This window comes from Massilia aquatica, from assembly GCF_011682045.1.
Taxonomy (GTDB): domain Bacteria; phylum Pseudomonadota; class Gammaproteobacteria; order Burkholderiales; family Burkholderiaceae_D; genus Telluria_A; species Telluria_A aquatica.
In genome coordinates, this window is the sequence record NZ_VVIW01000009.1 from 197,624 (window position 1) to 222,089 (window position 24,466).

18 protein-coding genes are annotated in these 24,466 nt (G+C 64.8%); 4 read left to right on the forward strand and 14 right to left on the reverse strand.

Going from position 1 to position 24,466, the window contains the following annotated elements; genetic code table 11:
• Nucleotides 1–26 precede the first annotated feature (26 nt).
• The 8 genes from F1609_RS17455 to F1609_RS17490 all read right to left on the reverse strand — a co-directional run bounded on the left by F1609_RS17455 (nucleotide 27) and on the right by F1609_RS17490 (nucleotide 13,219).
• Complete coding sequence (locus F1609_RS17455) at nucleotides 27–1,046, reverse strand: succinylglutamate desuccinylase (protein WP_167077674.1); 1,020 nt, start codon at nucleotides 1,044–1,046, stop codon at nucleotides 27–29.
• On the reverse strand, nucleotides 1,047–5,744 hold the full coding sequence (locus F1609_RS17460; protein ID WP_167077675.1) for an NAD-glutamate dehydrogenase domain-containing protein: 4,698 nt from the start codon (nucleotides 5,742–5,744) through the stop codon (nucleotides 1,047–1,049).
• A gap of 129 nt (nucleotides 5,745–5,873) precedes the next feature.
• On the reverse strand, nucleotides 5,874–7,214 hold the full coding sequence (gene astB / locus F1609_RS17465) for an N-succinylarginine dihydrolase (RefSeq protein WP_167077676.1): 1,341 nt from the start codon (nucleotides 7,212–7,214) through the stop codon (nucleotides 5,874–5,876).
• A gap of 8 nt (nucleotides 7,215–7,222) precedes the next feature.
• Nucleotides 7,223–8,704, reverse strand: coding sequence for a succinylglutamate-semialdehyde dehydrogenase (gene astD / locus F1609_RS17470; RefSeq protein WP_167077677.1), 1,482 nt, complete (start codon nucleotides 8,702–8,704; stop codon nucleotides 7,223–7,225).
• Nucleotides 8,697–9,731 (reverse strand): arginine N-succinyltransferase, encoded by a 1,035-nt coding sequence (gene astA / locus F1609_RS17475; RefSeq protein WP_167077678.1) that lies wholly within the window; start codon nucleotides 9,729–9,731, stop codon nucleotides 8,697–8,699. Before astA ends, astD begins: the two co-directional genes overlap by 8 nt.
• Nucleotides 9,732–9,742: 11 nt before the next feature.
• Nucleotides 9,743–10,774, reverse strand: a complete 1,032-nt coding sequence (locus F1609_RS17480; RefSeq protein ID WP_167077679.1) for an arginine N-succinyltransferase — start codon at nucleotides 10,772–10,774, stop codon at nucleotides 9,743–9,745.
• A gap of 72 nt (nucleotides 10,775–10,846) precedes the next feature.
• Nucleotides 10,847–12,100, reverse strand: a complete 1,254-nt coding sequence (gene astC, locus F1609_RS17485; protein ID WP_167077680.1) for an acetylornithine/succinylornithine family transaminase — start codon at nucleotides 12,098–12,100, stop codon at nucleotides 10,847–10,849.
• 168 nt (nucleotides 12,101–12,268) lie between these two features.
• Nucleotides 12,269–13,219, reverse strand: coding sequence for a GlxA family transcriptional regulator (locus F1609_RS17490; RefSeq protein ID WP_166877405.1), 951 nt, complete (start codon nucleotides 13,217–13,219; stop codon nucleotides 12,269–12,271).
• 248 nt (nucleotides 13,220–13,467) lie between these two features.
• On the opposite strand from F1609_RS17490, the gene F1609_RS17495 reads away from it, so the two are divergent.
• The 4 genes from F1609_RS17495 (at nucleotide 13,468) to gntR (ending at nucleotide 16,498) form a co-directional block, all read left to right on the forward strand.
• The gene (locus F1609_RS17495) at nucleotides 13,468–13,935 is read left to right on the forward strand and encodes a MarR family winged helix-turn-helix transcriptional regulator (RefSeq protein WP_167077681.1); all 468 of its coding nucleotides are present in this window, start codon (nucleotides 13,468–13,470) and stop codon (nucleotides 13,933–13,935) included.
• Complete coding sequence (locus F1609_RS17500; protein WP_126073913.1) at nucleotides 13,932–14,213, forward strand: hypothetical protein; 282 nt, start codon at nucleotides 13,932–13,934, stop codon at nucleotides 14,211–14,213. The genes F1609_RS17495 and F1609_RS17500 overlap by 4 nt, the downstream gene beginning before the upstream one ends.
• A gap of 120 nt (nucleotides 14,214–14,333) precedes the next feature.
• Nucleotides 14,334–15,167 carry an HDOD domain-containing protein gene (locus F1609_RS17505; RefSeq protein WP_167077682.1) on the forward strand — a complete coding sequence of 278 codons (834 nt, stop codon included), beginning with the start codon at nucleotides 14,334–14,336 and terminating at the stop codon, nucleotides 15,165–15,167.
• Between the two features lie 302 nt (nucleotides 15,168–15,469).
• A complete protein-coding gene (gntR, locus tag F1609_RS17510) occupies nucleotides 15,470–16,498 on the forward strand; it encodes an HTH-type transcriptional regulator GntR (protein ID WP_167077683.1) in 1,029 nt (342 codons plus the stop codon).
• 27 nt (nucleotides 16,499–16,525) lie between these two features.
• Here the strand turns inward: gntR and F1609_RS17515 are convergent, their stop codons facing one another.
• The 6 genes from F1609_RS17515 to secD all read right to left on the reverse strand — a co-directional run.
• The gene (locus tag F1609_RS17515) at nucleotides 16,526–18,877 is read right to left on the reverse strand and encodes a GH36-type glycosyl hydrolase domain-containing protein (protein WP_167077684.1); all 2,352 of its coding nucleotides are present in this window, start codon (nucleotides 18,875–18,877) and stop codon (nucleotides 16,526–16,528) included.
• Nucleotides 18,878–18,912: 35 nt separating this feature from the next.
• On the reverse strand, nucleotides 18,913–20,259 hold the full coding sequence (locus F1609_RS17520) for an MFS transporter (protein ID WP_229421930.1): 1,347 nt from the start codon (nucleotides 20,257–20,259) through the stop codon (nucleotides 18,913–18,915).
• A gap of 264 nt (nucleotides 20,260–20,523) precedes the next feature.
• Nucleotides 20,524–21,138, reverse strand: coding sequence for a glutathione S-transferase family protein (locus F1609_RS17525; protein ID WP_167077685.1), 615 nt, complete (start codon nucleotides 21,136–21,138; stop codon nucleotides 20,524–20,526).
• A gap of 62 nt (nucleotides 21,139–21,200) precedes the next feature.
• Entirely contained in the window at nucleotides 21,201–21,893 is a 693-nt protein-coding gene (locus tag F1609_RS17530; RefSeq protein WP_167077686.1) for a helix-turn-helix transcriptional regulator, read from the reverse strand.
• A gap of 103 nt (nucleotides 21,894–21,996) precedes the next feature.
• Complete coding sequence (gene secF, locus F1609_RS17535; RefSeq protein WP_167077687.1) at nucleotides 21,997–23,016, reverse strand: protein translocase subunit SecF; 1,020 nt, start codon at nucleotides 23,014–23,016, stop codon at nucleotides 21,997–21,999.
• A 24-nt stretch (nucleotides 23,017–23,040) separates the two neighbouring features.
• On the reverse strand, nucleotides 23,041–24,466 hold a 1,426-nt coding region (secD, locus tag F1609_RS17540), incomplete at its 5' end, for a protein translocase subunit SecD (protein WP_167077688.1).

Sequence of the window (24,466 nt, forward strand, 5' to 3'; positions counted from 1 at the left end):
TACGGGGCGTGCCATGCCCATGCCGGCTAACGCGTCCGCACCACCATCAATCCGGCGCGCAGACCGACGCGCACATCCGGGTTCGGGAATACTACCAGTTCCTCCGGATGTTTGACGGCGTACACAATGTCGCCATCGGTGGCGATCACCTGCCCTTGTTTGAGCGCGGTGAAGTTCTGGGTGCTGCGGTCAAACGCCATCTTGAAGCCGTCACTGTGCTTGATGATCTCCTGCGCCACCGCGAACACATGCGGTTCGACCTTGGGCCCGGCCGGGCTGGCGCCGCGCAGCAGGTCGTCGAGCGCGCTGCCGACGTCGGCAAACAGGCTCAGGTCGTTCCGGCCCAGGGTGCCGACCCGGCCCAGTTCCACGGTGCTGGCCGCCGCACCGTGAAACTCGGCCGAGTAATAACTGTACGTTCCAGCCGATTGCGGATTCATGACGATGGCGCCAATCGCCGCCTGGCCCAGCCAGGCGATCAGCGCGCACTTGCCCTCTTCCGCGATCAGGTCCGGCACGATCGCAAAGGTCGGGTACACCGACGGCCGGATCGCCGTGTGCAGGTCGAGGTGCCAGCGATCCGGCCCGGCGCCCTCGAAAAAGGCCACGGTGGCGGCGATCATGGTGTCCGCGCGCGCCGCTTCCGCCGCGCTGGCGAGGCTACCCCGCACCGGACGGAACATCCGGTTCAGGTCCGCGTCGATGAAACGCTTGCCGGCCGCGATGGCGTCGATATTGCCGACGCAGACCATCAGGTCCACCGCCAGCGCATCCGGCCCTTGCGAGAGCGCGTCCAGCACATACGCCAGCACTTCGATCGGGCCGGTTTCGTCGCCATGCACGCCGACCGACACGATCACGCTGGCGCAGGCGGGCGCCTGGCCGGACTTGATCGTCACGATACCCGGCGCCGGTTGCAGCACCGCGAAGCCAGCTTCGGTAAAGCGCTTGGCCAGCACAGTGAAATCGGCCCCGGCCAGCGCCCGCACGGCGGCCGGAAGCGCTTGCGCGCCCCCTGTTGCCGTTGGTGGAACGTAGGCCGTCATTTACGCCGCCACCGGCGCCGCGTTGGTCGCCTCGGACAAGGCCCACACGTCGAGCATGGCCTGTTCCAGGTCGGTCGCCGGCGCGTAGCCCGACAAGCCCATGGTATTGGTCACCACTTCAACCGCTTCCAGGGTGTCGCCGCCGTTGCTGGAACGGGCCAGCACTTGCTGCAACAGGCGTTGCTGGGTGCGGCGCAGTGCCTGCATCGCGTAGTTGCGCAGCTGTTCCTGCGATTTGCTGTGCGGCGCCAGTTTCAGGCCACGCTCCAGCGTATCGATGCCGGCCTGGCCGCGCAGCGCCATCCCCACTTGCAGGAATTGCGCCAGGTTCATGCCCTCGGGACGGTTGACCGACACCGCCGCGAACAGGAAAGTGGCTACCGCTTCGATGGCGTCGACCGCTTTCCAGGCTTGCGTGAACGACGCAGGCAGGGACACGAACGCATCTGCGTCGGCCATGGCCGGCATCAGCTGCTTGAGCATTTCCGGCTGCGAGAACAGGCGCGTGAGTTCTTCCATGCCGCCCGCACCACTTGGTACAGACAATACGCCTTCGACGATCGCCTTGAACAGCACGCGGGTGCGCGCATCGACCTTGATCGAGACGGCGCGCGGCACGCTCAAGGCGTCGGCGTCGAGCGCGGCGAAGATGGGCGCCAGGTGCAGCGCGGACCACGACTGGCCCCAGGCCTTGACCACTTCGGTCTCGTCGACCTGGTGCGCGCTGGCGAGGTCGCGGATCATCAGCGGACCGCAGCGGTTGACCGATTCATTGGCCAGCACGGTCGCCAGGATGGCATTGGCCAGCGGGTGCGCCAGCGCATTGCGGGTGGCGACCAGCTGCGCCGGGAAGTAGGGTTTGAGTACCGTCTCGGCCCAGCTTTCGTCCGTCAGCGGCAACGCGGCCAGCAGGCGCTTGAAGCGGTTCTTGACGTTGGCGATGACCACCGCCAGTTCCGGTGCGGTCAAGCCTGCGCCCAGGGTCTTGCGGCGTTGCAGTTCGGCGTCGGTCGGCAGCTGTTCCAGTTCGCGCGAAAGCGCACCTTCGGCTTCCAGGCTGGTGATCAGCGCGGCGTAGCCATCGACGACCAGCGGGTCGGCCTGGGCCTGCACTTCGCGCACCAGCAGGTGGGTTTGCAGGGTGTTGTCGCGCAGGACCAGGTGTTCGATATCGCTGGTCATCTCGTTGAGGATGCGGTTACGGTCTGCTTCCGGCAGTTCACCGGCGTTCACTTCCGTGTCGAGCCAGATCTTGACGTTCACTTCATGGTCCGAGCAATCCACGCCGGCCGAGTTGTCGATCGCATCGGTGAAGATGCGGCCACCGGCCAGGGCGAATTCGATGCGGCCGTTCTGGGTCGCGCCCAGGTTGCCGCCTTCGGAGACGACCTTGCAGCGCAGCTGGTTGCCATCGACGCGGATATTGTCGTTGGCGCGGTCCTTGACCTGCGCGTGGGTTTCGGTGGAAGCCTTGATGTAGGTACCGATACCGCCGTTGTAGAACAGGTCCACCGGCGCCATCAGGATGCGGTGCATCAGTTCTTCAGGCGGCAGCACGGTTTCGGCAATATCGAGCGCGGCGCGCACTTGCGGCGACAGCTCGATCGAACGGGCGCTGCGCGGGAACACGCCACCACCAGCCGAAATCAGGTCCTTGTTGTAGTCTTCCCACGACGAGCGTGGCAGCGCGAACATGCGGGCGCGCTCGGCGAACGACGTCACGACATCCGGAGTCGGGTCGAGGAAGATGTGGCGATGGTCGAACGCGGCCAGTACCTTCAGTTGGCGCGACAGCAGCACGCCGTTGCCGAACACGTCACCCGACATGTCGCCCACGCCAACCATGGTGATCGGGGTGGTGTTCATGTCGTGGTCCATCTCGTAGAAGTGGCGCTTGACCGCTTCGAACGCGCCCTTGGCGGTGATGCCCATTTTCTTGTGGTCGTAACCGTTCGAGCCGCCCGACGCAAATGCGTCGCCCAGCCAGAAGCCGCGCTTGACAGCGATACTGTTGGCGATGTCGGAGAAAGTAGCGGTGCCCTTGTCGGCGGCGACCACCAGGTACGGATCGTCCTGGTCGTAGCGTACCGTGTCGCTTGGGGGCACGATGGCGCCGCGTACGCGGTTGTCGGTCACTTCCAGCAGGCTGGAAATGAACAGGCGGTAGACTGCTTCGCCTTCAGCGGCGATGGTTTCGCGCACGGCGTCCTTCGGCATCTGCTTGCACACAAAACCGCCCTTGGAGCCAGCCGGCACGATGACCGCGTTCTTGACCATCTGCGCCTTGACCAGGCCCAGCACTTCGGTGCGGTAGTCTTCCATGCGGTCCGACCAGCGCAAGCCGCCACGGGCCACAGGGCCGCCGCGCAGGTGCACGCCTTCGAAGCGGCGCGAGAACACATAGATCTCGCGGTACGGACGCGGTTCCGGCACCAGCGCCAGGCTGCTGGTGTCGAACTTGAAAATGATCTTGTCGCCTTGCTGGTCGTTCTGGAAGTAGTTGGTGCGCACGGTGGCCAGGATCAGGTCGACCAGGGCCGCGACGATTTCCTCGGTGTCGGCGTGGTTGACGGTGGCCAGGCCGGTCTTGATGGCGGCGATGCGCGCGGCCGCGGCCAGGCGCTGGTTCTCCGGCACCGACGGATCGAAACGCTGGACGAAACCTTCGACCAGTTCCTTGACCAGCACTGGCTGGCGGCGCAGGGTATCGGCCATGTAGCGCACCGAGAACTTGCTGCCGGTCTGGCGCCAGTAGCTGATGTAGGCGCGGATCAGCTGCACTTCGCGCATGCGCAAGCCGCCTTCGATCACCAGGCCGTTCATGCGGCCGTCTTCGGCTTCATTGTTGAACAGCGAGGCAAACAGTTCCTGCGCCACGGCGACCACGTTCGGCTGGGCCAGTTTGGCCGCGCTGTCGGCGTCCACCGCCAGGCTGGTGACGAAATGGCGGCTGCCTTCGGCGACCGCAATCGCGTAGGTCTGTTCGCGGTCGATCGCCACGCCGGCGTTTTGCAGCGCCGGCAGGATGCGCGAGAGCGACGGCACGCCGTCCACCGAATACAGGCGGATGGTGGCGCTGCCGGCGTCGTCCAGTTCCACGCGCACCGACACGCGGCCGGCATGGCCGTTGTGCAGGATGGCGTTCAGGTCGCGGAAGGCGACCGCCGGCGCGGTGGCGCTGACGTAGTTGACCGGCAGGGTCGAGCAGAGTTTACGCAGGGTGCTGCGGGCCGCTACGTCGAACACGTTGTCGGTCAGGGCGGCGAATTTGTCGTGCCAGCCATCGAGCACCGACAGGAGCGGCTGCTGGATATCGGTCTCCAAATCGAGCGGATTGCGCGCGGCGTGGGCGATCAGGTACACGCGGGCCAGCGGACCGTCGGCCACCAAGGTCTGCGAACGCACGTCGGTCGCGCCCGAGCTTTCTTTGAGCGCGTGGGCCAGGCTGGCGGCCACGCTGGCGCTGTAACGCTCGCGCGGCATGTAGACCAGTACATTGAGGTGGCGCGCATACACATCGCGCCGCGCAAAGACCTTGGCGCGCGGCTGTTTGTAGAGCGAGACGACCGAGCTGCACACCTGCGACAGCCATTCCGGATCGGCTTCCAGCGCTTCGGTGCGCGGCAGCGATTCGAGGATTTCGAGGAATTTCTCGGCGCGGAAGCCTTCCTGGCGCACGCCGGCCAGGCTCAGGACCTTGGCCACGCGGCCGCGCGCGAACGGCAGGCGCGCCAGCGGGGTGGAGGTGGCGGCGCGGGTGAACAGGCCAACGAAGCAATGCTCGCCGCGGATATTGCCTTGTGCGTCGGTATCGCGCACGCCGATGAAGTCGAGCGGCTGGTCGCGGTGCAGCGTGCCTTCGACGTCGGCCTTGACGATCGACAGCGCGTCGGGGCGCTTGGACAAGGTGTCGAAGTCCCCCGGGATATTCGCCAGGCAGCTGCCGTAGACCGGATGCGCGGTATCTTGCAGCACGCCGATGCGGCTCGGGATATCGCGTTCGAGTTCACGCTCGCCAGCCTTGACCACGTAGTAGGCGTAGCCGAACGGCTCGAAGCCTTCGTTCTTGGCCCACTCGAGGAATGCGGCCACTTCCTGGCCATCGGTGCCGTTGGCGGCGGCAGCTGCCGCGACGGCGGTCAGGCGGTCGCCCATGGCGACCGAATCACGGCGCACCACGGCGGCGTCGCGCGCGACCATCTGCAGCTTGGCAACCAGCGCGGCCAGTTCGTCGGCGCCCAGGTCTTCGGCCAGCAGGCACAGGACCACGGATTCGAGCGGTGCGCCGGCTTCGCCGACCGCGACTGCGGTGCCATTGGCGTCGCGGCGCACGGCCAGCACGGCGTTCATGACGCCATTGACGGCCACGCGCTGCTTGCGCATCGCCATGACGATGGAATCGACCAGGTAAGGCATGTCATCGTTGATGACCAACAGGGCCGTCGCTTGCGCGCCGCGTCCATCGGAGTAGCGCAGCTGCGCGATCTGGCAGCCGGCGGCGGTGCGCGTGGCTGCTTGCGTAAAGCCGTCGCGCAGGACCGGCGCCAGATTGCCCGGCGCGGTGCCTGCGAGGTCTTCGTCGTCGAGCGAACCAAGCCAGGCGCCGATCAGCGCCGTTACCTGGCTGCCATCGGCAGGTTCGCTTGCATTGATCAGGTCCAGCGTCTGTTTACGCAAATCTTGTGGCATCTGTTTCATCTTTGCTTCTCCGTTGCTTTTGGTTTGTATTCCATCGTTCCGGCGCCAGCTTGTGACGGCGCCTTCGCGATTTGCAGAAAGGCGGGTGTGCCCGCCCAAATAGGGTGCGCCGTCCGGCCGGCGGTCGTTCTATGTCAGGTCATACAGGCCGGGCAGTCCCAGGATGCGGCTCAATTCCTCCAGCGCGGCGCTGCATTCGAGCGCCAGCTGGGGATCGGCCAGGTCTTTCGGTTCGAGGTGGTCGCGGTAGTATTTGCCGACCCAGGCGACCAGGGTGTCGTACAGGGCGTCGGTCATGATCACGCCCTGGTGCATGGCTTGCGCTTCGGCCTCGGTGAGCGCCACGCGCAGGCGCAGGCAGGCCGGCCCGCCGCCGTTGCGCATGCTCTGGCGCAGGTCGAAGTGAATCAGCTCGTCGACCGGGCCGCCGCTGGCGACCAGTTCTTCGAGGTAGCGCGCCACGGCGCGGTTTTCCTGGCATTCCTGCGGGATCACCAGCGCCATCGTGCCATCGGGTTTGGTCAGGAGCTGGCTGTTGAACAGGTAGCTGGCGACCGCGTCGCCCACCGGCACCACTTGGGTGTCCACGCGGATCGCGGTCAGTTCGGTTTCGACCCCGGCCAGCGCATTTCGCAACGCGTTCAATACCGCCCCTTCATCGTGGAAGGCTTGCTCGTGATAGAACAGCACATTGCCGTTACCGACCGCGATGACGTCATTGTGGAACACGCCTTGGTCGATCACATCCGGATTTTGCGACGCGAACACGGTGCGCGCCGAGTCCAGCCCATGCAGGCGCGCGATGGCTTGCGACGCTTCCAGGGTCTGGCGTGCCGGGTACTTTTTCGGCGCCGGCGCGGACGGATCGAATTCGACCCGGCCATAGGTAAAGAACTCGACGCCCTTGCCGCCATGCGTGGCGCTAAAACGCGTGTGGTTGGCCGCGCCTTCGTCGCCAAAGGCGGACGTTGGCGGCAGCGCCTCGTGCACCGCGAAATGGCGCTCGTCGGCGAACAGCGCGCGCAGGGTGCGGGTCGACTGCAGGTGCTCTTCCGAGCGGTGCAGCTTGTTATTCAGGTTGGCGGCCGTGAAATGCGCGCGGGCGTCGAAGGTATCGGCCGACGGGCTGACCGTGGCCGCGTTGGCGGTCCACATCGGCGAGGCCGAATAGGCGCACGCCAGGATCACCGGCGACTCGCGGTAGGCGCGTGCCAGCACGTCGGCGTCGGTACCGGTAAAGCCGATGCGGCGCAGCAGGCGGAAGTTGGGACGCGCCTGCGGTGGCATGACCGCCTGCGCGAAGCCGCGCGCGGCCAGCTCGCGCATCTTGGCCAGCCCTTGCAGGGCCGCTTCGCGCGGGTTCGACGCACTCTTCACATTGCTGAACGAGGCGACGTTGCCGAACGACAGACCGGCGTAGTTGTGGCTCGGGCCAACCAGGCCGTCGAAGTTAAATTCGCGTGCGCTCATGGCGGGTCCTAGAAGGAGAGGCCGGGCGACAGCTTGGCCGGCATTTCAAGTTCGCTCGTTTCGATCGAAGCGACCGGGTAGGCGCAGTAATCGGCCGCGTAGTAGGCGCTCGGGCGATGGTTGCCCGACTTGCCCACGCCGCCGAACGGCGCGCTGCTCGCCGCACCGGTGGTCGGGCGGTTCCAGTTGACGATGCCGGCGCGCGCCTGCACCGAGAACTGCTTCCACAGCGCTTCGTCGTTCGACAGCAGCGCGGCGGCCAGGCCGAATTCGGTGGCGTTGGCGACCTTGACGGCGCTGGCGAAATCCTTCACGCGGATGATTTGCAGCAGCGGTCCGAACCACTCTTCGTCGGCAATGCCGGTAGCGTTGGTGACGTCGACAATGCCGGCGGTGACGAAACCGGCGTTCGGATCGAGCTGCTTCATTTGCAGCAGCACGGCGCCGCCCTTGGCGGCCATGTCGGCCTGCGCCTGTACCAGGCGCGCGGCCACAGCGCTCGAGACCACAGGCCCCATGAACGGCTGCGGTTCGGCATTGGATGCGCCCACGGTCAGGGTGGACGCGACTTCGACCAGGCGCTTGACGAACGCTTCGCCGGCCGGGCTGTCCTGCACCACCAGGCGGCGCGCGCAGGTGCAGCGCTGGCCGGCCGAGATAAAGGCGGACATGACCGCATGGTGCACGGCGGCGTCGACATCTTTCACGTCCCATACCACCAGCGGATTGTTCCCGCCCATTTCCAGCGCCAGCATCTTGCCCGGCTGGCCGCCGAACTGCTTGTGCAGCGCGACGCCGGTCTGGCAGGAGCCGGTAAACAGCACGCCGTCGAGGCCCGCCTCCTGGCCCAGGGCGATGCCGGTATTGCGCCCGCCGTTGACCAGGTTGATCACGCCGGCCGGCAAGCCGGCCTGCTGCCACAGCTGTACGGTCTTGATGGCCGTGCGCGGTGCGTACTCGCTCGGCTTGAACACCACCGTGTTACCGGCGATGAGGGCCGGGACGATATGCCCGTTGGGCAGGTGGCCGGGGAAATTGTACGGTCCGAACACGCCGAATACGCCGTGCGGGCGGTGGCGCAGCACGGCATTGCCGTCGGCGACCTTGGCCGCCACTTCGCCGGTGCGCGCGCCGTAGGCCTGCACCGAGATATCGACCTTGTTGGCCATGGTGGTCACTTCGGTGCGGGCTTCCCACAGCGGTTTGCCGACTTCCTCGGAGATGGTTTGCGCCAGCTCTTCGGCATTCGCCTTGAGCAGGTCGCGGAAGCGCACACACACCGCAATGCGTTCATCGAGCGGGGTCAAGGCCCAGGCCTCGAAGGCGTCGCGCGCGGCCTGCACGGCCTGCGCCACGTCGGCGGTGGTGGACTCTTTGCTGGCCCAGGTCTGCTTGCCCGTGGACGGATCGATGGTCCCCAGTTCAGCGCCGCTGCCGGCGAGCCACTCGCCGCCAATGAAGTTACTAACTACGTTACTGGAATCAGACATGGACATTTTTCCTTACATTGAGTGACAGCGTGCGAACCGTGTCGCCGCCTTGGCAATGCAGCAGCGCCTGTTCGTCCGGGGTCAGGGCGAGCTTGCCCGAGACCGGATTGGCGTGTGCGACGATCATGCGAAAATCATTGAGCAGCGTGTTCGACACCAGCAGCGGATCGGTATCCGTCGGCGTGGCGCTTTCATCGACCGTGGCCACCGTGCTCTCGCGCATGGCGCGCAGTTCCGACACGCGCGCCTGCAGCACCGGGCCGGCGTCGAAAATATCGACGTAGCCTTCGAAGTGCATGCCTTCCTGCTCCAGCAGGCGGCGCGCCGGCGCGGTCGACAGGTGCACCTTGCCGATCACTTCCTGCGCCTCGTCGGGCAGGTAAGCCACGTACAGCGGCTGGCGCGGCATCAGTTCGGCGATGAAGGACTTCTTGCCCATCGCCGTCAGGTGGTCGACGTGGTTGAAATCCATCTTGAAAAAGTGCCGCCCCAGGCCTTCGTAGAAGGGCGAGCTGCCATCGTCAAGCTGGTAGCCGCGCATCTCGGCGATCAGCTTGGCCGTGAACAGGTGCGGGAACTGGGCGATGAACAGGAAGCGGCTTTTAGACAACCACTTGCCGTTGTTCCCGCTGCGGTAATCCGGATGCAGGAACAGCGAACACAGTTCGGTGGCGCCGGTCAGGTCGTTCGACAGGTACAAGGTGTCCATGCGCGTGAACACATCGAGTTCGCGGCTCGAATGGACCAGGGTGCCGATGCGGTAGTTATAGAACGGCTCGTCCAGGCCCACCGCACCCTTGATCGCGCATACGCCGGCCAGGCGCCCGCTGGTGGTGTCTTCCATGACGAACATGTAGTCGCGCTGCTCGGGCGGGATAGTCTCGGCGAACGAGGCCACGGCCACCGAGATGCGGTCGCCCAGCATCTTGCGGTCCGGTTTCAGGGTCGTCATGCCGCTCCCGACCTGGTGCGCCAGTTCGATCAGGGCATCCAGATCGGACGCGTGAATTGCGCGTACAACTAGCATAGGGTTCTCTTTCAGATTCTGACGCAAATGACGTTATCGCCCGGGGCCACCATCAGCGCATCCTGCGCCTCCTGCGGCAGGAACACGCTGTCGGTGCCCTCGGCGGGCGGGCACGAGACGGTGATGGCGCGGAAGTTCTGCTCATTGCTGGCGGCGATTGCGTAGGTGACCGGCAGCTCGGACGACAGGCCCGAGTCAAACGGCGCCACGCGGCGCAGCATCGACCCGGCAAAGGTGCGCAGCGCATTCTTGTGCGCTTGCAGGATCGGGCCGCCGTCGAAGATGTCGACGTAATCGTCGGCCTCGAACCCTTCTTCGGTCAGCAGGCTGAAAGCGAGTTCGCCGTCGCCGTGGATCTGGCCCATGGCCGCCTGGGCGTCGCCCGGCAGCAGCGGCACGTACACCGGATAGTGCGGCATCAGCTCGACGATCAGGGTGCGGTTGCGGGCGCCGCCGATGACCCGTTCGGCCTCGAGGAAATCCATCTTGAAGAATTTGCGGCCGAGCGCTTCCCAGAACGGCGACTGGCCGTTCTTGTCGGTCACGCCGGCCAGCGGCACGAAGAAGCGGTCGCCGAAGCGGTGCGGCGCGAGTACCGCGAACAGCAGGCGCGCGCGCGACAGCAGGGCCGCTTCCAGGCCCGCGGTGCCGCGATTGGCCACGTAAAAGCCGGACAGCTGCGAATACGCGGTCAATTCCGAACACAGGGTCAAGGCATGCACGCTGTGGCTGATATTGAGGTCGCGCGAGACCTGCTGGATCACGTCGTTACGGAATGAAAAATAGGTGCCGTTGGAACCGGCCGACGCGAAGATGGCGGCGGTGCCGACGATGGCGCGGGTGGCCTGCTGTTCCAGCACGAAGAGATACGACTCCTCGCTCGGGATGTCGACATGGGCGGCGAACGACGCGATCGAACGCTCGACCGAGGCGGCGATTTTTTCGCGCGTCTTGGGCAGGGTATGCACGCCCGGCATCGTCACAGCTGCCAGTGTTTCGAGGGCGTCGATATCCGACAGTTCAACCGGACGGACAACAAACATGTGATTTCCCTTTATAGGCAAAACGTGCCGCGGCCGGCCGCGGCGCATGCCGGGCCGGCCGTGTAAAGCTGATTACTTGGCGGGAGCCGCGTTCAGCATGCCGTCGACGGCGGCGCGCAGGATGCGGTCGGCTTCGTCGATCTGTTCGTCGGTGACGATCAGCGCGGGCGCGAAGCGCACCACGTCGGTGCCGGCGATGAGCAGCATCAGGCCAAGTGCTTCGGCGGCCTTGGTGATGTCCTTGGCGCGGCCCTTGAACGGTTCCGCCACCGGCAGGCCGATCAAGAGGCCGCTGCCGCGCACTTCACCGAACACTTGCGGATAGTCGGCGGCGAGTTTGCGCAGGTTGGCGAAGATCTTGTCCGACGCCTGCTTGACGCGCGCCAGGAAGGCTGGCTGGTTGATCGTCTCGAGCACGTTGAGCGCCACGGTGGCCGCCAGCGGATTGCCGCCGTAGGTGGTGCCGTGCGAGCCGACGCCGAAGTGCGCGGCGATCTCGTTGGTGGTCAGCATGGCGCCGATCGGGTAGCCGTTGCCGAGTGCCTTGGCGCTGGTCAGGATGTCCGGCGTGACGCCTTTGTCCATGTACGCGTACAGGGCGCCGGTGCGGCCCACGCCCGATTGGACTTCGTCGAAAATGAGCAGCGCGCCGGTTTTGTCGCACAGCTCGCGCAGCGCTAACAGATAAGCCGGGTCGCCCGGAATGACGCCGCCTTCGCCTTGAATTGGCTCGACGATCACTGCGCACACATCGTCGCCGATGGCGGCGCGGGCCGCCTCGATATCGTTGTAGGCAATGTGGTCGATCTCTTGCGGCAGCGGTTCGAACCCTTCGGTGTATTTGGGCTGGCCGCCGACCGACACGGTAAACAAGGTACGGCCGTGGAACGACGACAGGCACGAGATGATGCGCGACTTGTGCGGGCCGAATTTGGTGTGGGCGTACTTACGCGCCAGCTTCAGGGCGCCTTCGTTCGCTTCGGCGCCGGAATTGCAGAAGAAGGCGCGGTCGGCGAAGGTGGCTTCGGTCAGGGCCAGGGCCAGGCGCAGGACCGGCTCGTTGGTGTAGCCGTTGCCGAGGTGCCAGACCTTGTTGAGCTGCTCGGTCAGGGCGGCGACCAGGGCCGGATTGCAATGGCCGAGGCTGGAGACGGCGATGCCGGAGGTGAAATCGAGGTAATGCTTGCCGTTCTGGTCCCACAGGTCGAGGCCGGCGGCGCGCACGGGCACCATGGCGGCTGGCGCGTAGGTAGGGACGAGGACGTCGTCGAAGGTTTGTCTGGTCACCGGCCGCGTGGTTGCACCCGTTTCAAGCTTTGCGTTCATGGCATTCCTCATCCAATGTTAGTAGGCGTCCCCGGGCGAAACCGCTGGGCACGTCGAACTATTATAAGAAGAGCAGCCCCAAACATCTTTTGAATACGCGACAAGCATTTTCATTTTTGCTCGCCGCCAAAACTTGCAAAACCGGGGACAGACCCCGGTTTTGCAACGTCAGGCGGGTGGGGCGGCGAGTTTGCGCTGGCGTTCTTCGCGCGGGGTGTTGCCGAACAGCGCGCCGAAGGCCGTGGAGAAGTGCGAACCGCTCGAGAAGCCGCACATCAGCCCGACCTGCACGATCGAATAGTGGGTGTCGAGCAGCAACTGGCGCGCACGCTGCAGCCGCAACTCCAGGTAGTAGCGCGATGGCAGGCTGCCCAGGTATTGCTTGAACAAGCGCTCAAGCTGGCGCCGGGAGATGCCGACCAGGTTGGCGATGTCGTCCGTCGACAGCGGCTCTTCGATGTTCGCTTCCATTAAGGTCACCGCTTCGGTCAGTTTCGGTTGCAGCGCGCCGAAACGGGCCTGCAAGGCTACCCGCTGCCGTTCTTCCTTGCCGCGCACGCGGTCGATGCACAGGGTTTCCTTGATGCGCGCCTGGACCCCGGCGCCGAAAATGATCTCGACCAGGTTCAGCGCAAAGTCGATGCTGGCCGCGCCGCCGCAGCAGGTGAGCCGGTTGTCGTCGATTTCGAACAGGTTGGGCGTAAATACGGCGCGGTCGGCCACGGTGTCGACCTCGGCATACAGGGCCCACGGCAGCGCCGTGCGCACGCCGTTGAGCACGCCCGCGTCGGCCAGCCACAGCACGCCCGCACCGACCCCGCCCCAGAACGGCGCGGCGCGGCAGCGCTCGATCAGGATGCGGCTGTTGGCCGGTTTCAGCGAGGCTTGCGCTTCGTCCGCCACCAGCAGCACCAGGTGCCAGTGGCGCTGGGCGTCGGCGGCGAATTTGTCGGGACTGCGCACGTCCACGTGCAAACGCTCGGGACCGAGGATCTTGGCCGCCAGGCGCAGCGGCTGGAACAGGCCGGCCCAGGTGAGCGCGTCAGGCTCGCCGGCATTGATCAGGAGCACGCGCAGCGGGGTTTCTTGCGCCAGGCGGGCGAGTTTAGCTAGTGGCATCGGACGGGCATGGGTGCGTCATTACAATAGGTAAGCCAGAGGGGACCAGCGCCCGCGAGGCGCCAATCGGATTTCCATTGGCTGGCTATCATACCGGAGATCAACCATCCTGCCCCGGCCAGGCGCCCTGCCGCCGCCTCGGGCCGCTGTAGCAAATCAGCATCAAGCGCACGGCCGGCGCGGCGCACAGGCAACACAAGCGACCGCGCGGCCGTCAAAGCGGGCGCAGCCAGCTATAATCACGGCCTATGGGGGAACGATATTTAAGGAGTGTGCGCTTGCTGGCCGAGTGCCTGCAAAGCTTCGAGCGCTTTTCGGGCGAGTCGGTGCGCCAGTGCGGCTTGACGCATGCCCAGTTCGATATCATCGCCACGCTCGGCAATACGCAGGGCATGACGTACAAGGAACTGGGCGAGAAAACCTTGATCACCAAGGGCACGCTGACCGGCGTGATCGACCGCCTGGAGCAAAAAGGCCTGGTCGAACGCGAGCGCAGCTGCGACGACAAGCGCTCGTATTACGTGCGCCTGACCGCCAAGGGCGAGACCGCGTTCCGCGACGTCTTTCCGAAGGTGATCGAGCATGGCAGGCAATTGTTTTCGTCCTTGTCGGACAGCGATTTCGATGACATCGATGCCAGCTTGCGCAAACTGAAACAAGTCATCGCCGAGCATGCCGTTTGCCCCACATCACAACAACACAAGGAAGAAGATTGAAAACCACCCTGCTCGAAGGCAAAAAGCCCGCTCACTTTGACAAACACATCATCGGCAACCTGCTGCTTAACGTGGCCACGCCGGATGAAGTGCGCCAGGAAAAAATGCTGATCGGCGTACGTAACGAAGCCGGCGAAATCTATCGCCTCATCGGCGCCACCAAACTGAACAGTTTCATGAACGCGGTCGAGGAATTGTTCGACCTGGGCCTGGTCGATGAGCTGGAAGATACCGAAGCGACCCAGGACGGCTGCGACGCCATCTTCAGCGAACCCTGAACGACGGCCCCGCCGTGAGCGCAGGGCCGGCCGCGAGGCCACCCGGCGGCCGGTCAAATAAATGCTTTAAGGCACGTTTTTACGACAAACACGGCTGGGTTATCGGAGTATAATTTTTTCATGGACAGACTCGAAGCGTACAAGAGCATTGCTGCTCAAGCAAGCCGGGGGGAACTGAGTTTCCCGACCAATGTCGACGCCACGCTGAAGTTGCAGCGTGCGCTGAACGATCCCGACTGTCATGCCGATGCGGCGGCCCGCCTGGTGCAGGCCGAGCCGCTGCTGGCCGCGCGCACCGTGGCGATCGCCAATTCGGTCGCGTACAACCGATCCGGCAACGAAGTGACCAATGTGCGTACCGCGGTGCAGCGCGTGGGGTTTCGCACCCTCAACGCGCTGGGTGCGTCGGTCATCGTGCGCCAGCTCGGCAGCAAGATCACCGAACCGTCGCTGCGCGACAAGGCCAATCAATTGTGGCAGCACTCGGCCCACGTGGCGGCGCTGTCGCAGGTGATTGCGCGGCGCGTGGCCAATCTCGATCCCGAGACGGCCATGTTCGCCGGCATCGTGCACGAGGTGGGCGGGTTTTACATGCTCTCGCGCGCGGACGAATTCCCGGGCCTGTTCGAAGGCGAGCCGGATGACTGGATCGAACACGGCGAACAGATGATCGGCCGCTGCGTCCTGCAACGGCTGGGCGTGCCGGCACCGGTGATGGCGGCCATCGAGGCGCTGTGGGTCGGCATGCGCGCATTGCCGCCCGAAACCCTGGGCGACACCCTGCTACTGGCCAATGACCTGGCGCCGGTCCCGTCGCCACTGTACGAACGCGCCGGCGCTACCTCGCGCCAGGCGGCGGCGACCATCGACTTCGTCATCGGCGATGGCACACTCAACAGCATCCTGGAAGAATCGGCCGCTGAAGTGAGCAGCCTGACCTCGGCGCTGATGTAATCTGGTTGCGCGAATACCCGGCGCGGCGTTCTGCCGCGCCCCTGCTTTTCCCTTTGGATTCTTGCGCCGCTTTTCGTCAGGGCAAAAAAATGCCCGCTGTATTAAAGCGGGCGAAGTCCAAAACTAGGGATGTCCTGAAAGAGACAGGTCCACTATAACCATTCGCCTGCCCCAACTCTGTGCGTGAACACACACAATGAGAAGATTCCCTTCGGCAACTTCCAATGTATTGACGGAAAGCATACCGAGCGCGGTAAAATCCGGCCAACCTTTTCAAAATACTATCGGGGATAGCCAGGCGCATGAGCAAAACAAGCACGATCAAGAGCCGGGCCAGCGGCAAAGCCACCTTGGCGGCGGTGGCCGCGCGCGCAGGGGTATCGGCGATGACGGCCTCGCGCGCGCTCAACCAGCCGGAGCGGGTATCGGACGCCGTGCGCGAGCGGGTCGGGCTGGCCGTCGCCGAACTCGGCTACGTGCCGAACCGTGCCGCGCGCGCGCTGGCGTCGGCGCACTCGAACGTGATCGTGGTACTGGTGCCGTCGCTCTCGAATGCGGTGTTTACGGCCGTGCTGGAGGGGATTCAGGATGCGATCGGGTCCGGCAATTACCAGCTACTGATCGGCAACACCCGCTATTCCGATGCCGAGGAAGAAAAGCTGCTTGGTATTTATCTGCAATCGAATCCGGACGGGATTTTGCTCTCCAGCCTGAGCCAGAGTGAGCGCGTGACGCAGATGCTGGCCGCGTCCGGCGTGCCGGTGGTGTCGATGATGGACCTGGCCAGCGCGCCGGGCCAGTTGTCGGTGGGGTTTTCGCAGTTCGACGCCGGCCACGCGATGACGCGCTACCTGATCGACAAGGGCTACGCACGCATCGGCTTCATCGGCGCGCAGCTCGATGAACGCACCCTGCGCCGCGCCGACGGCTACCGCAAGGCCATGCGCGACGCCGGCCTGGCCCACGCGCGCCTGGAACTGATGGTGGGCGAGCCGTCGACCATCGCGCTCGGGGCCGAGCTGGTAGGGCGCATGCTGGAACAGGCGCCCGACTGCGACGCGGTTTTCTGCTGCAATGACGACCTGGCGCATGGCGCGATTTACCAGTGCCAGCGCAGCGGCATCAAGGTGCCGGAACAGCTGGCGGTGTGCGGCTTTAACGACTTGCCGGCATCGGCGTGGATGACGCCTTCGGTGACCACGATCGGCACGCCGCGCTACCGGATCGGATTCGAGGCGGCCGGTTTGCTGCTGGCGCTGATGAATGGCAAGGCGCCGCCGCTGGCGCAGATCGATCTGGGGTTTACGCTGATGGCGCGCGAGAGCGCGTAAGAGTTGGCCTGCGCCTTCCAAGCGAACTTATGGCACGAATACATCCAGCCGGTATGCCTCCCCTGCCACGATCCCGGTCATGCGCGCCTCCGGTAAAAACTTCCCCTCATACCTGACCATCACGCTCTTCACGTCCGCGCGTTCGATATGGACCTGGAAGCGCGCCCCGCGAAACTCCCTTTCCACATCCATGCGCTGCCACGCGGCCGGCATCTGCGGGTTGATGGTCAATCCGTCCGCATCGCCTTTCAGGCCGCACAAGCCCTCGACAATGCAGCGGTACACCCACGACACGGTGCCAGTATTGAACAACTGGCTCGACCTGCCGGCCGTGCGCGGATACTCGCGGTGCGCGCCCCGGTAGTAATTGGGAATGAACACCGGCAGTTGCCCGCGCTGCAGATAATCGGCGGCGTCCGGCCCCGGGATCATCTGGCGCAGCAGCATGTGCGCGCGCTCCGATTCGCCGATGCTGTACAGGCTGAAAATATAGAAAATCGCCGCGTGGTTGTACACCGCGCCGTTCTCCGCCGACCCCGGGTGCTTTTGCGTGACGCGCCCGACATCGTCGCGCATGGCGCTGTACGGCGGCGCGAACATGGTCACGCCATACGGCGAATACAGCTGGCGCTCGACTTCAGCCAGCATGCTCGCGGTCTGCTCCTTATTGGCCGCCCCGCCCAGGATCGCCCACGCCTGCGGATTGAGGTAGATGCGTCCTTCTTTATCAGTGCTCACGCCGAACTTGACATCGTCATCGGTGATGCCGCGCGCGAACCAGGCGCCATCCCACAGGTGCGTGTTGGCCGCCGCATTCATGGTCGCCGCGCCATCGCGGAAGTGCTGCGCCCGGGCAGCGTCGCCGCGCCGCTCGCACACGAGCGCCCACAGGGTGAGCGCATACGCCGCCGCCACGGTCAGCCAGCCGGATACGCCACGGCCCTTGTAGCCGACCATGTTCATCGGATCGCACCAGTCGCCCTGCGCGATGAACGACAGCCCGCGCTGATCGCGCGCGGCCAGCAGCGACTCCATGGCGCGGCCGACGCGCGCGAACGCGCTCTCGCTGCGCCCGGCCGCGTCGGTCACCGCCTCGTCGAGCATCGCATAATCGGCCGTCTCGTCGAGGTAAGCCTGCAGGCACACCGGCAGCCACACGCAATGGTCGGTGTGCGGCACCTGATTAATGTATTTCAGTTCCGCGCCGGCCGCCAGCAAGATCCCGTCGGGCATGGCGCCGGAGGCTTCCTGCTGGCTGAGCGCATGCAAAAATGCCGCCCGCATCACGGACGGGCGCACGAAGCTCATGCCCATGTTGTCTTGCAGGTAGTTGCGGGTCTGCGGATCGGTGGTGAGGCGGTTTACGTCGCCGTGGTAGAACACCTGGCGCGGCAGCCAGTGGTTGACGAAGTTGTCAAACTCCTTGTCGGGCGTGGCGATACGCGCGCAACCACGCCCGCCCGCCACGTAGGCGCTGGCCTGTGCGGCGGCGCGCGCGAAGCCGTCTTCGCTCAGCCAGGTGCTGCGCAGGGCCGCGACTTCGGCGTCGTCAAACGCGGGGCCGAACAGGAAGCGCTGCGTGCTGGCCGCGCCCGCGTCCAGCGCCAGCCGGTACTGCACCACCGCCGCCGGCGTCTCGTAGCGGGCGTCGCCGCAGGCCAGCCGCGCTCCTTGCAGGGCCGACGGATTGTGCAGGCCGCCCTCCCCTTCAAAGGCGGCCTGGTTGGCCTCCCACGAATCGGGCGCCTGTTCGCACAGGAAGAAGGTCTTGTCTTTCAAGTCCTTGTTCCTGAAGTAGTCGGCCACTTTCTGGTACGGCGTGACGCTGCTGGCGACGATGCCGCCCAGGTCGGCGCGGTACTCGGCCGACTGGTTCATCCACGACATGTACCCGATCGGAAAATACGGCGTCACGCTGATCCTGCGCGGGCGGCCGGACAGGTTGGTCACGCGCAGCGACCACAGTTCGACCACCTCATCCGGCGGCAGGCAAAGGCGCAGGTCGATGCCGATGCCGAGGTGTTCGATGTGCCAGGTCAGGTCGCTCTGGCCGACCGAGAAGGCAAAGCGCTCGAGCGGCGCGCGTACCGGCTCGTAGGGCGCCGAAAACAGCTCGCCCGTGTCTTCATCCTTCACATAAAAAAAGCGGCCTGGATGATGGGCAAAATAGGCCTGCTCCGGCTGCATGAAGGACTTTGCTTCCATGTTCGGCGCGTGCGCGTACTTGGCGGGTTCGGGCTGCATGAACTGGGCCACCGCGTAGCCGCGGCAGGTCACCTGGATCATCATCCTGCGGTTCCACAGAAAGCCCGCGGCGTGCGGCATCGCGGTCGGGCTGCTCAATTCATAGCGGTCACCGGCGTCGGTGGGGCGTAACATAAAACGTCTCCTGATAAGAATTCGCGGCGCTGGCGCTACTGCTGCGCCTTGCGTGCCGACAGGTCGGCCTGGATCTGGCGCAGCTTGCCGCTGTCGAGGTTATAGAAAAACATGACCGCCACCGCGAGCAGCGCGAATACGGCGGGAATGATGGACATCAGCCAGACAATGCCGGCCTGCGAGCCGCTCGACTGCGCCGCATTGGGCACGTAGCCGAGCTGCGTGAAGACCATGCCGATGACGGCCACCGCCAGCGCGGTGCCGAGTTTTTGCGAGAAGGTGGCGGCGGCAAAGGTCATCGCGGTGGCGCGGCGGCCGTTGCGCCACTCGTTGTAGTCGGCGGTATCGGCATACATCGAGAACGCCAGCGGCGACTTCGGCCCCAGCACCAGGCCGAGCGCGATCTGCAGCGCGTACATGGCCGTGATCTGCTCCGGGCCGACGAAGAAAAACGCCGCCGACAGCAGCGCGGTGAGCGACATCAGTACCATCATCAGGGTCTTCTTGTCGACGAAGCGCGTCATCACTGGCGTGAGCGCGGCGCCGGCGGCGGCGGCGGCCATGTAGGCCGGCAGGAAGGACGCGAGCAGCTCGGGCCGGACCACCACATACTTGAAGTAGTAGGCGGCGGTGGTGGTGCGCAGGGTGATCGAGACCATGATGATCAGGGCCAGGAAGAACAGCACCATCCACGGGCGGTTGCCGGCCAGGTCGCGCAGGTCGTCGCGCACGCGGGTCTGCTGGCGCGGCGGCGGCGCGATGCGTTCGCGCGTGTTGAAGAAGGTGGCGGCGAACAGCAGCGAGGCGAGCACACCCCAGGCCAGCATGGTCAGTTGCCAGCCGCGCTGCTCGTCGCCGCCACCCAGCCAGCCCACCATGGCCGGCGTGGCGGCCGTGACCAGCATGCTGCCGGCGAAAGCGAAGATGAAGCGCAGGCCGTTGATGGTGGAGCGCTCCTGCGGCTCGGCCGACATCACGCCGGACAAGGCGTTGTAGGGGATGTTGATGCAGGTGTAGCAGACCATCATCAGCAGATAGGTGCCGTAGGCCCAGGCCAGCTTGCCATCGGCGCCGAGGTGCGGCGTGGTGTAGGTGAGCACGCCGGCGCCGGCCAGCGGCAGCGCCATCCAGACCAGGTAGGGGCGGAACTTGCCGAAGCGGGTGCTGGTGCGGTCGGCCACGGCGCCGATCAGCGGATCGGTGAAGGCGTTGACGATCTTAATGACGAACATCATCGACGCGGCCGCTGCGGCCGAGATGCCGTATACATCCGTGTAGAACATCATCAGGAAGGTCGCGATATTGGCCCAATAGAAATTGAAGCCCATGTCGGCGAGGCCATAACTGATCTTTTCACGCAACGGCAGCGGGGTTGCAATCAATGGCGAATCTCCTCGATGGACGGCCGCGCCGACGCGGAGCCGAATCCTATGTTAGCGCTAACATACAGAGCATCGAGTATGCCCCCGCTCCACCTTACTGTCAATCAATTGCCGCTAACTTAAGCTCCGTCTTTCCCGCCACTGGCAGAAAAGACTTCCCGCGCAGGCGGGAATGACGGAGCTAAGTTTTGTCGCAAAAAGAGCTTAAATTAGCGGCATTAAGCTCTGACCCCGGTTGTAGGTGCAATTGCCCGTTTTGCGGAGTTATCCGACTTCGGTGTTTTTCCAGGGGTCGAGCTGGCGCAGGCGGTCGAACCAGCGCATCAGGTTGGGAAAATCGCCCAACGGCAGTCTGGCTTGCTCCAGGTACATCATGGGGGCGACCACGCCGATGTCGGCCAGGCTGAGCGCGTCGCCGACCAGCCAGTCGCGCTGCGCCAGGTGGGCGTCGAGCACGGCGCCGAGCTGGCGCAGGCCGCCTTCGGCACGCGCGACCAGCGCCGGGTCGGGCGCGCCCATGCCGATCATGCCTTTCCAGAGGTTCTCGAACGACAGGACGCTGACCGTCTCGGCGAAATGCTGGCTGCCCCAGAACAGCCAGCGGTTTACGTCGGCCCGCGCCCGCGCGTCCTGCGGATAGAGCTGCTGGCCGGGCGTGATGTCGCACAGGTATTGCATGATGGCGCACGATTCCCACAGCAGGAAACCGTCGTCGTCGAGCACCGGCAGCTTGCCGTTGGGGTTGATCTCGTGCAGGCGCGCACGCTCGCTTTCGCTCATCAGGTCGACGTGGATGATGTCCAGCGGCAGGCCGAGCTGCTCGGCGACCATCAGCACGCGGCGGCCGTTCGATGACAGGGTATTGTGAAACAGGCGCATGGCGCAGCTCCTTGGTAAGTTGTTGGAGCGGCCATGATAAGGGCGGCCCGCGTCAGTTTCTGTCAGGAGTCGTCGGGCATGCACATCTCGGCGCGCCAGCGCTTGATGAGTTCTCGCCGGTGTTCGGGATAGGGCTCGCCATGCGCTTGCGCACTGGCGATGCGGTCGATGCGGAAGTGGCGGTTGGCGCCGCGCAGTTCGCACCAGGCGGCCAGCACGCGCGCGCCTTCGAAGAACGCCAGCGCGAACGGCCACACGGTGCGCTCGGTCGCCTGGCCGGCGGCGTCGCGGTAGCCGATACGCAGCTTGTGCTGGTCGCGGATCGCTTCGCGCGCCGGCCGTACGAAGGCGGTCGCCTCGGGCATGCCCGGCCCGACCGGCACCCACAGGCTGGTCTCGGCGATGCAGTCGCGCAGGTCTTTCGGCGTGGCCGTGGCGATCTTGGCCAGCGCGTTCGAGGCAGCGTCGGCCAGCGCGTCGTCACCCTGGCGCCTGACCCAGCGCGCCCCGAGTACCAGCGCTTCAAGTTCGTCTTTCGAGAACATCAGCGGCGGCAGAAACAGCCCGGCGCGCATCATGAACCCGACACCGGCTTCGCCTTCGACCGGCGCGCCCAGTTCGGACAAGGTCTGGATGTCGCGGTAGATGGTGCGCTCGGAGACGCCGAGGCGCTCGGCCAGCACGGCGGCCGTGACGGGCCGGCGGTGACCGCGCAGGGCGTCGAGCAGAAGGAACAGGCGGTTGGTGCGGCTCATGGCGGCGGGCGGTGGTCAAGCATCATGGTTCGGCAAGCGGCATGTGTGAAAAATGCCGCGCGGCGTGAGCCGGGCGGCATTCTTGAAGGAAGCTGGAAGGCGCTTAAACGACAGCGCCGTCGGTTTCGTCCTTTTCCTTGATCGGCTTGATCAGGTCTTCACGTTTCACGCCCAGCCACATGGCGATGGCGGCGGCGACGAACACCGACGAGTAGATACCGAACAAAATACCGATGGTCAGCGCCACGGCGAAGTAGTGCAGGGTCGCGCCGCCCAAGAGCAGCATCGACAGCACCATCATCTGGGTACAGCCGTGGGTGATGATGGTACGCGAGATGGTGCTGGTGATCGCATTGTCGATGACTTCTTCGACGCTGGCCTTGCGCTGCTTGCGGAAGTTTTCGCGGATCCGGTCGAAAATCACCACCGATTCGTTGACCGAGTAGCCCAGCACCGCCAGCACGCCGGCCAGCACCGCCAGCGAGAACTCCCACTGGAAGAAGGCGAAGAAGCCGAGGATGATGACCACGTCGTGCAAGTTGGCGATGATGGCCGAGACAGCGTACTTCCACTCGAAGCGAATCGCCAGGTAGATCACCACGAACAGCACCACCATCAGCAGCGCGCTCACGCCATTGTGGGCCAGTTCGTCACCCACCTGCGGGCCGACGAATTCGACCTTCTGGAGACTGAGCACGTCGGCCCCGCTCGGGGAGTGGCAGACATCCTTGGCCACGCTCTGGCCCTTGACCACGGTGTCGATGCGGGTGACCGCGCCGCCTTCGGATTTGCACAGCGCGGCGAACACCTTCTGCGAACCGGTGGAACCTGCCACCGACTCGATGATCGGCAGGCGCAGCATGACTTCCTGCGCGGTGCCGAAGCTCGATACTTCCGGCTGCTCGTAACCGAGCGTGATCAGGTCCGTGCGGATCTTCTCCTGGTTGGCGGCGGCCGGGTATTTGAGCTCCATCACCGTGCCGCCCTTGAATTCGACCGACAGGTGCAGCCCGCGGGTCACCAGGAAAAACACGGCTGCCACGAAGGTCAGCGCCGACACCACGTTGAAAATCAACGCATGGCGCATGAAGGGAATATCTTTCTTGATGCGGAAAAATTCCATCTTGAGTCCTGTTGTAGTAAGTGCTTATTGTTTGGTGACCGACAGGCCAGGAGTCCAGACAGTACCGATCGAGACTTTGTTCAGCTTTTTGGTGCGGCCGTACCAGAGGTTGACCACGCCGCGCGAGACGAACACGGACGAGAACATCGACGTCAGGATGCCCAGGCAGTGGACCACGGCGAAGCCGCGCACCGGACCGGAACCGAACACCAGCAAGGCGATACCGACGATCAGGGTGGTGACGTTGGAGTCGAGAATGGTGGCCCAGGCGCGGTCGAAACCGGCGGCAATCGCCTTTTGCGGCGTTTCGCCGGCGCGCAGCTCTTCGCGGATACGTTCGTTAATGAGCACGTTGGCGTCAATCGCCATACCCAGCGCCAGCGCGATCGCGGCGATGCCCGGCAGGGTCAAGGTCACCTGCATCCACGACAGCAGCGCCAGCAGGAACAGCAGGTTCGAGGCCAGTGCGACGACGCTGAAGACGCCGAACATGTGGTAGTAGATGATCATGAAAACGGCGATCGCGGCGAAGCCGTACACGGTCGAATACAGGCCCTTGGCGATGTTTTCGGCGCCCAGCTGCGGGCCGATGACCCGTTCTTCGATGATTTCCATCGGTGCCGACAAGGCGCCGGAGCGCAGCAGCAGCGCCAGCTCGTTGGCTTTTTGCGGGGTGCCCATGCCGGTGATCTGGAAGCGGCTGCCCAGTTCACTGTTGATGACCGGCGCCGACAGCACGTTGTACTTGCCTTTTTCCTTGAGCAGGATGGCCATGCGCTTGCCGATACGCTCGCGCGTGGCGGTGCGCATCTTGCTGCCGCCATTGCCGTTCAGGTCCAGGCTCACCGCCGGCTGGTTGTTCTGGTCCATGGTGCCGATGGCGCTGGAGATGTATTCGCCGGTCAGGATAATGTCTTTCAACAGCACGATCGGCTGGCCGCGCTCGTCGGTGAACAGTTCGGACGAGAGCGGAATGTTGGCAGCCGATTCCATGCCCGGCACCACGGTGTCGTCCACCATGCGCATTTCCAGGGTGGCGGTGCGGCCGATGATGTCCTTGGCGCGCGCCACGTCCTGCACGCCCGGCAGCTGCACCACGATGCGGTCGCGCCCCTGCTGCTGGATGATCGGCTCGGACACGCCCAGTTCATTGACCCGCTTCGACAGGGTCAGGATATTCTGCTTGACGCCTTCTTCGACGGTGCGCTGGAGTGCTTCCGGCTTGAGCGCGACCACCAGTTTCAGGCCGTTGGCGTCGGATGCGTCGGTCAGCAGCAGGTCGGTCGACTCGCCGCCGATGATCGAGCGGGCCTTGGCGCGCTTGGCGGCATCGGCAAAGCGCACTTCGATGTTCTGGCCGACGCGCTCGATGCCCATATGGCGCGCTTCTTCCTTGTTGAGCAGCGAACTGCGCACGCTCTGCTGGATGCCCTTGATCTTGGTTTCGGTG

Coding starts and splice junctions, on each gene's coding strand:
- F1609_RS17455 (WP_167077674.1), bottom strand. CDS start 1,046: ATGACGGCCTACGTTCCACCAACGGCAACAGGGGGCGCGCAAGCGCTT.
- F1609_RS17460 (WP_167077675.1), bottom strand. CDS start 5,744: ATGAAACAGATGCCACAAGATTTGCGTAAACAGACGCTGGACCTGATC.
- astB (WP_167077676.1), bottom strand. CDS start 7,214: ATGAGCGCACGCGAATTTAACTTCGACGGCCTGGTTGGCCCGAGCCAC.
- astD (WP_167077677.1), bottom strand. CDS start 8,704: ATGTCTGATTCCAGTAACGTAGTTAGTAACTTCATTGGCGGCGAGTGG.
- astA (WP_167077678.1), bottom strand. CDS start 9,731: ATGCTAGTTGTACGCGCAATTCACGCGTCCGATCTGGATGCCCTGATC.
- F1609_RS17480 (WP_167077679.1), bottom strand. CDS start 10,774: ATGTTTGTTGTCCGTCCGGTTGAACTGTCGGATATCGACGCCCTCGAA.
- astC (WP_167077680.1), bottom strand. CDS start 12,100: ATGAACGCAAAGCTTGAAACGGGTGCAACCACGCGGCCGGTGACCAGA.
- F1609_RS17490 (WP_166877405.1), bottom strand. CDS start 13,219: ATGCCACTAGCTAAACTCGCCCGCCTGGCGCAAGAAACCCCGCTGCGC.
- F1609_RS17495 (WP_167077681.1), top strand. CDS start 13,468: ATGGGGGAACGATATTTAAGGAGTGTGCGCTTGCTGGCCGAGTGCCTG.
- F1609_RS17505 (WP_167077682.1), top strand. CDS start 14,334: ATGGACAGACTCGAAGCGTACAAGAGCATTGCTGCTCAAGCAAGCCGG.
- gntR (WP_167077683.1), top strand. CDS start 15,470: ATGAGCAAAACAAGCACGATCAAGAGCCGGGCCAGCGGCAAAGCCACC.
- F1609_RS17515 (WP_167077684.1), bottom strand. CDS start 18,877: ATGTTACGCCCCACCGACGCCGGTGACCGCTATGAATTGAGCAGCCCG.
- F1609_RS17525 (WP_167077685.1), bottom strand. CDS start 21,138: ATGCGCCTGTTTCACAATACCCTGTCATCGAACGGCCGCCGCGTGCTG.
- F1609_RS17530 (WP_167077686.1), bottom strand. CDS start 21,893: ATGAGCCGCACCAACCGCCTGTTCCTTCTGCTCGACGCCCTGCGCGGT.
- secF (WP_167077687.1), bottom strand. CDS start 23,016: ATGGAATTTTTCCGCATCAAGAAAGATATTCCCTTCATGCGCCATGCG.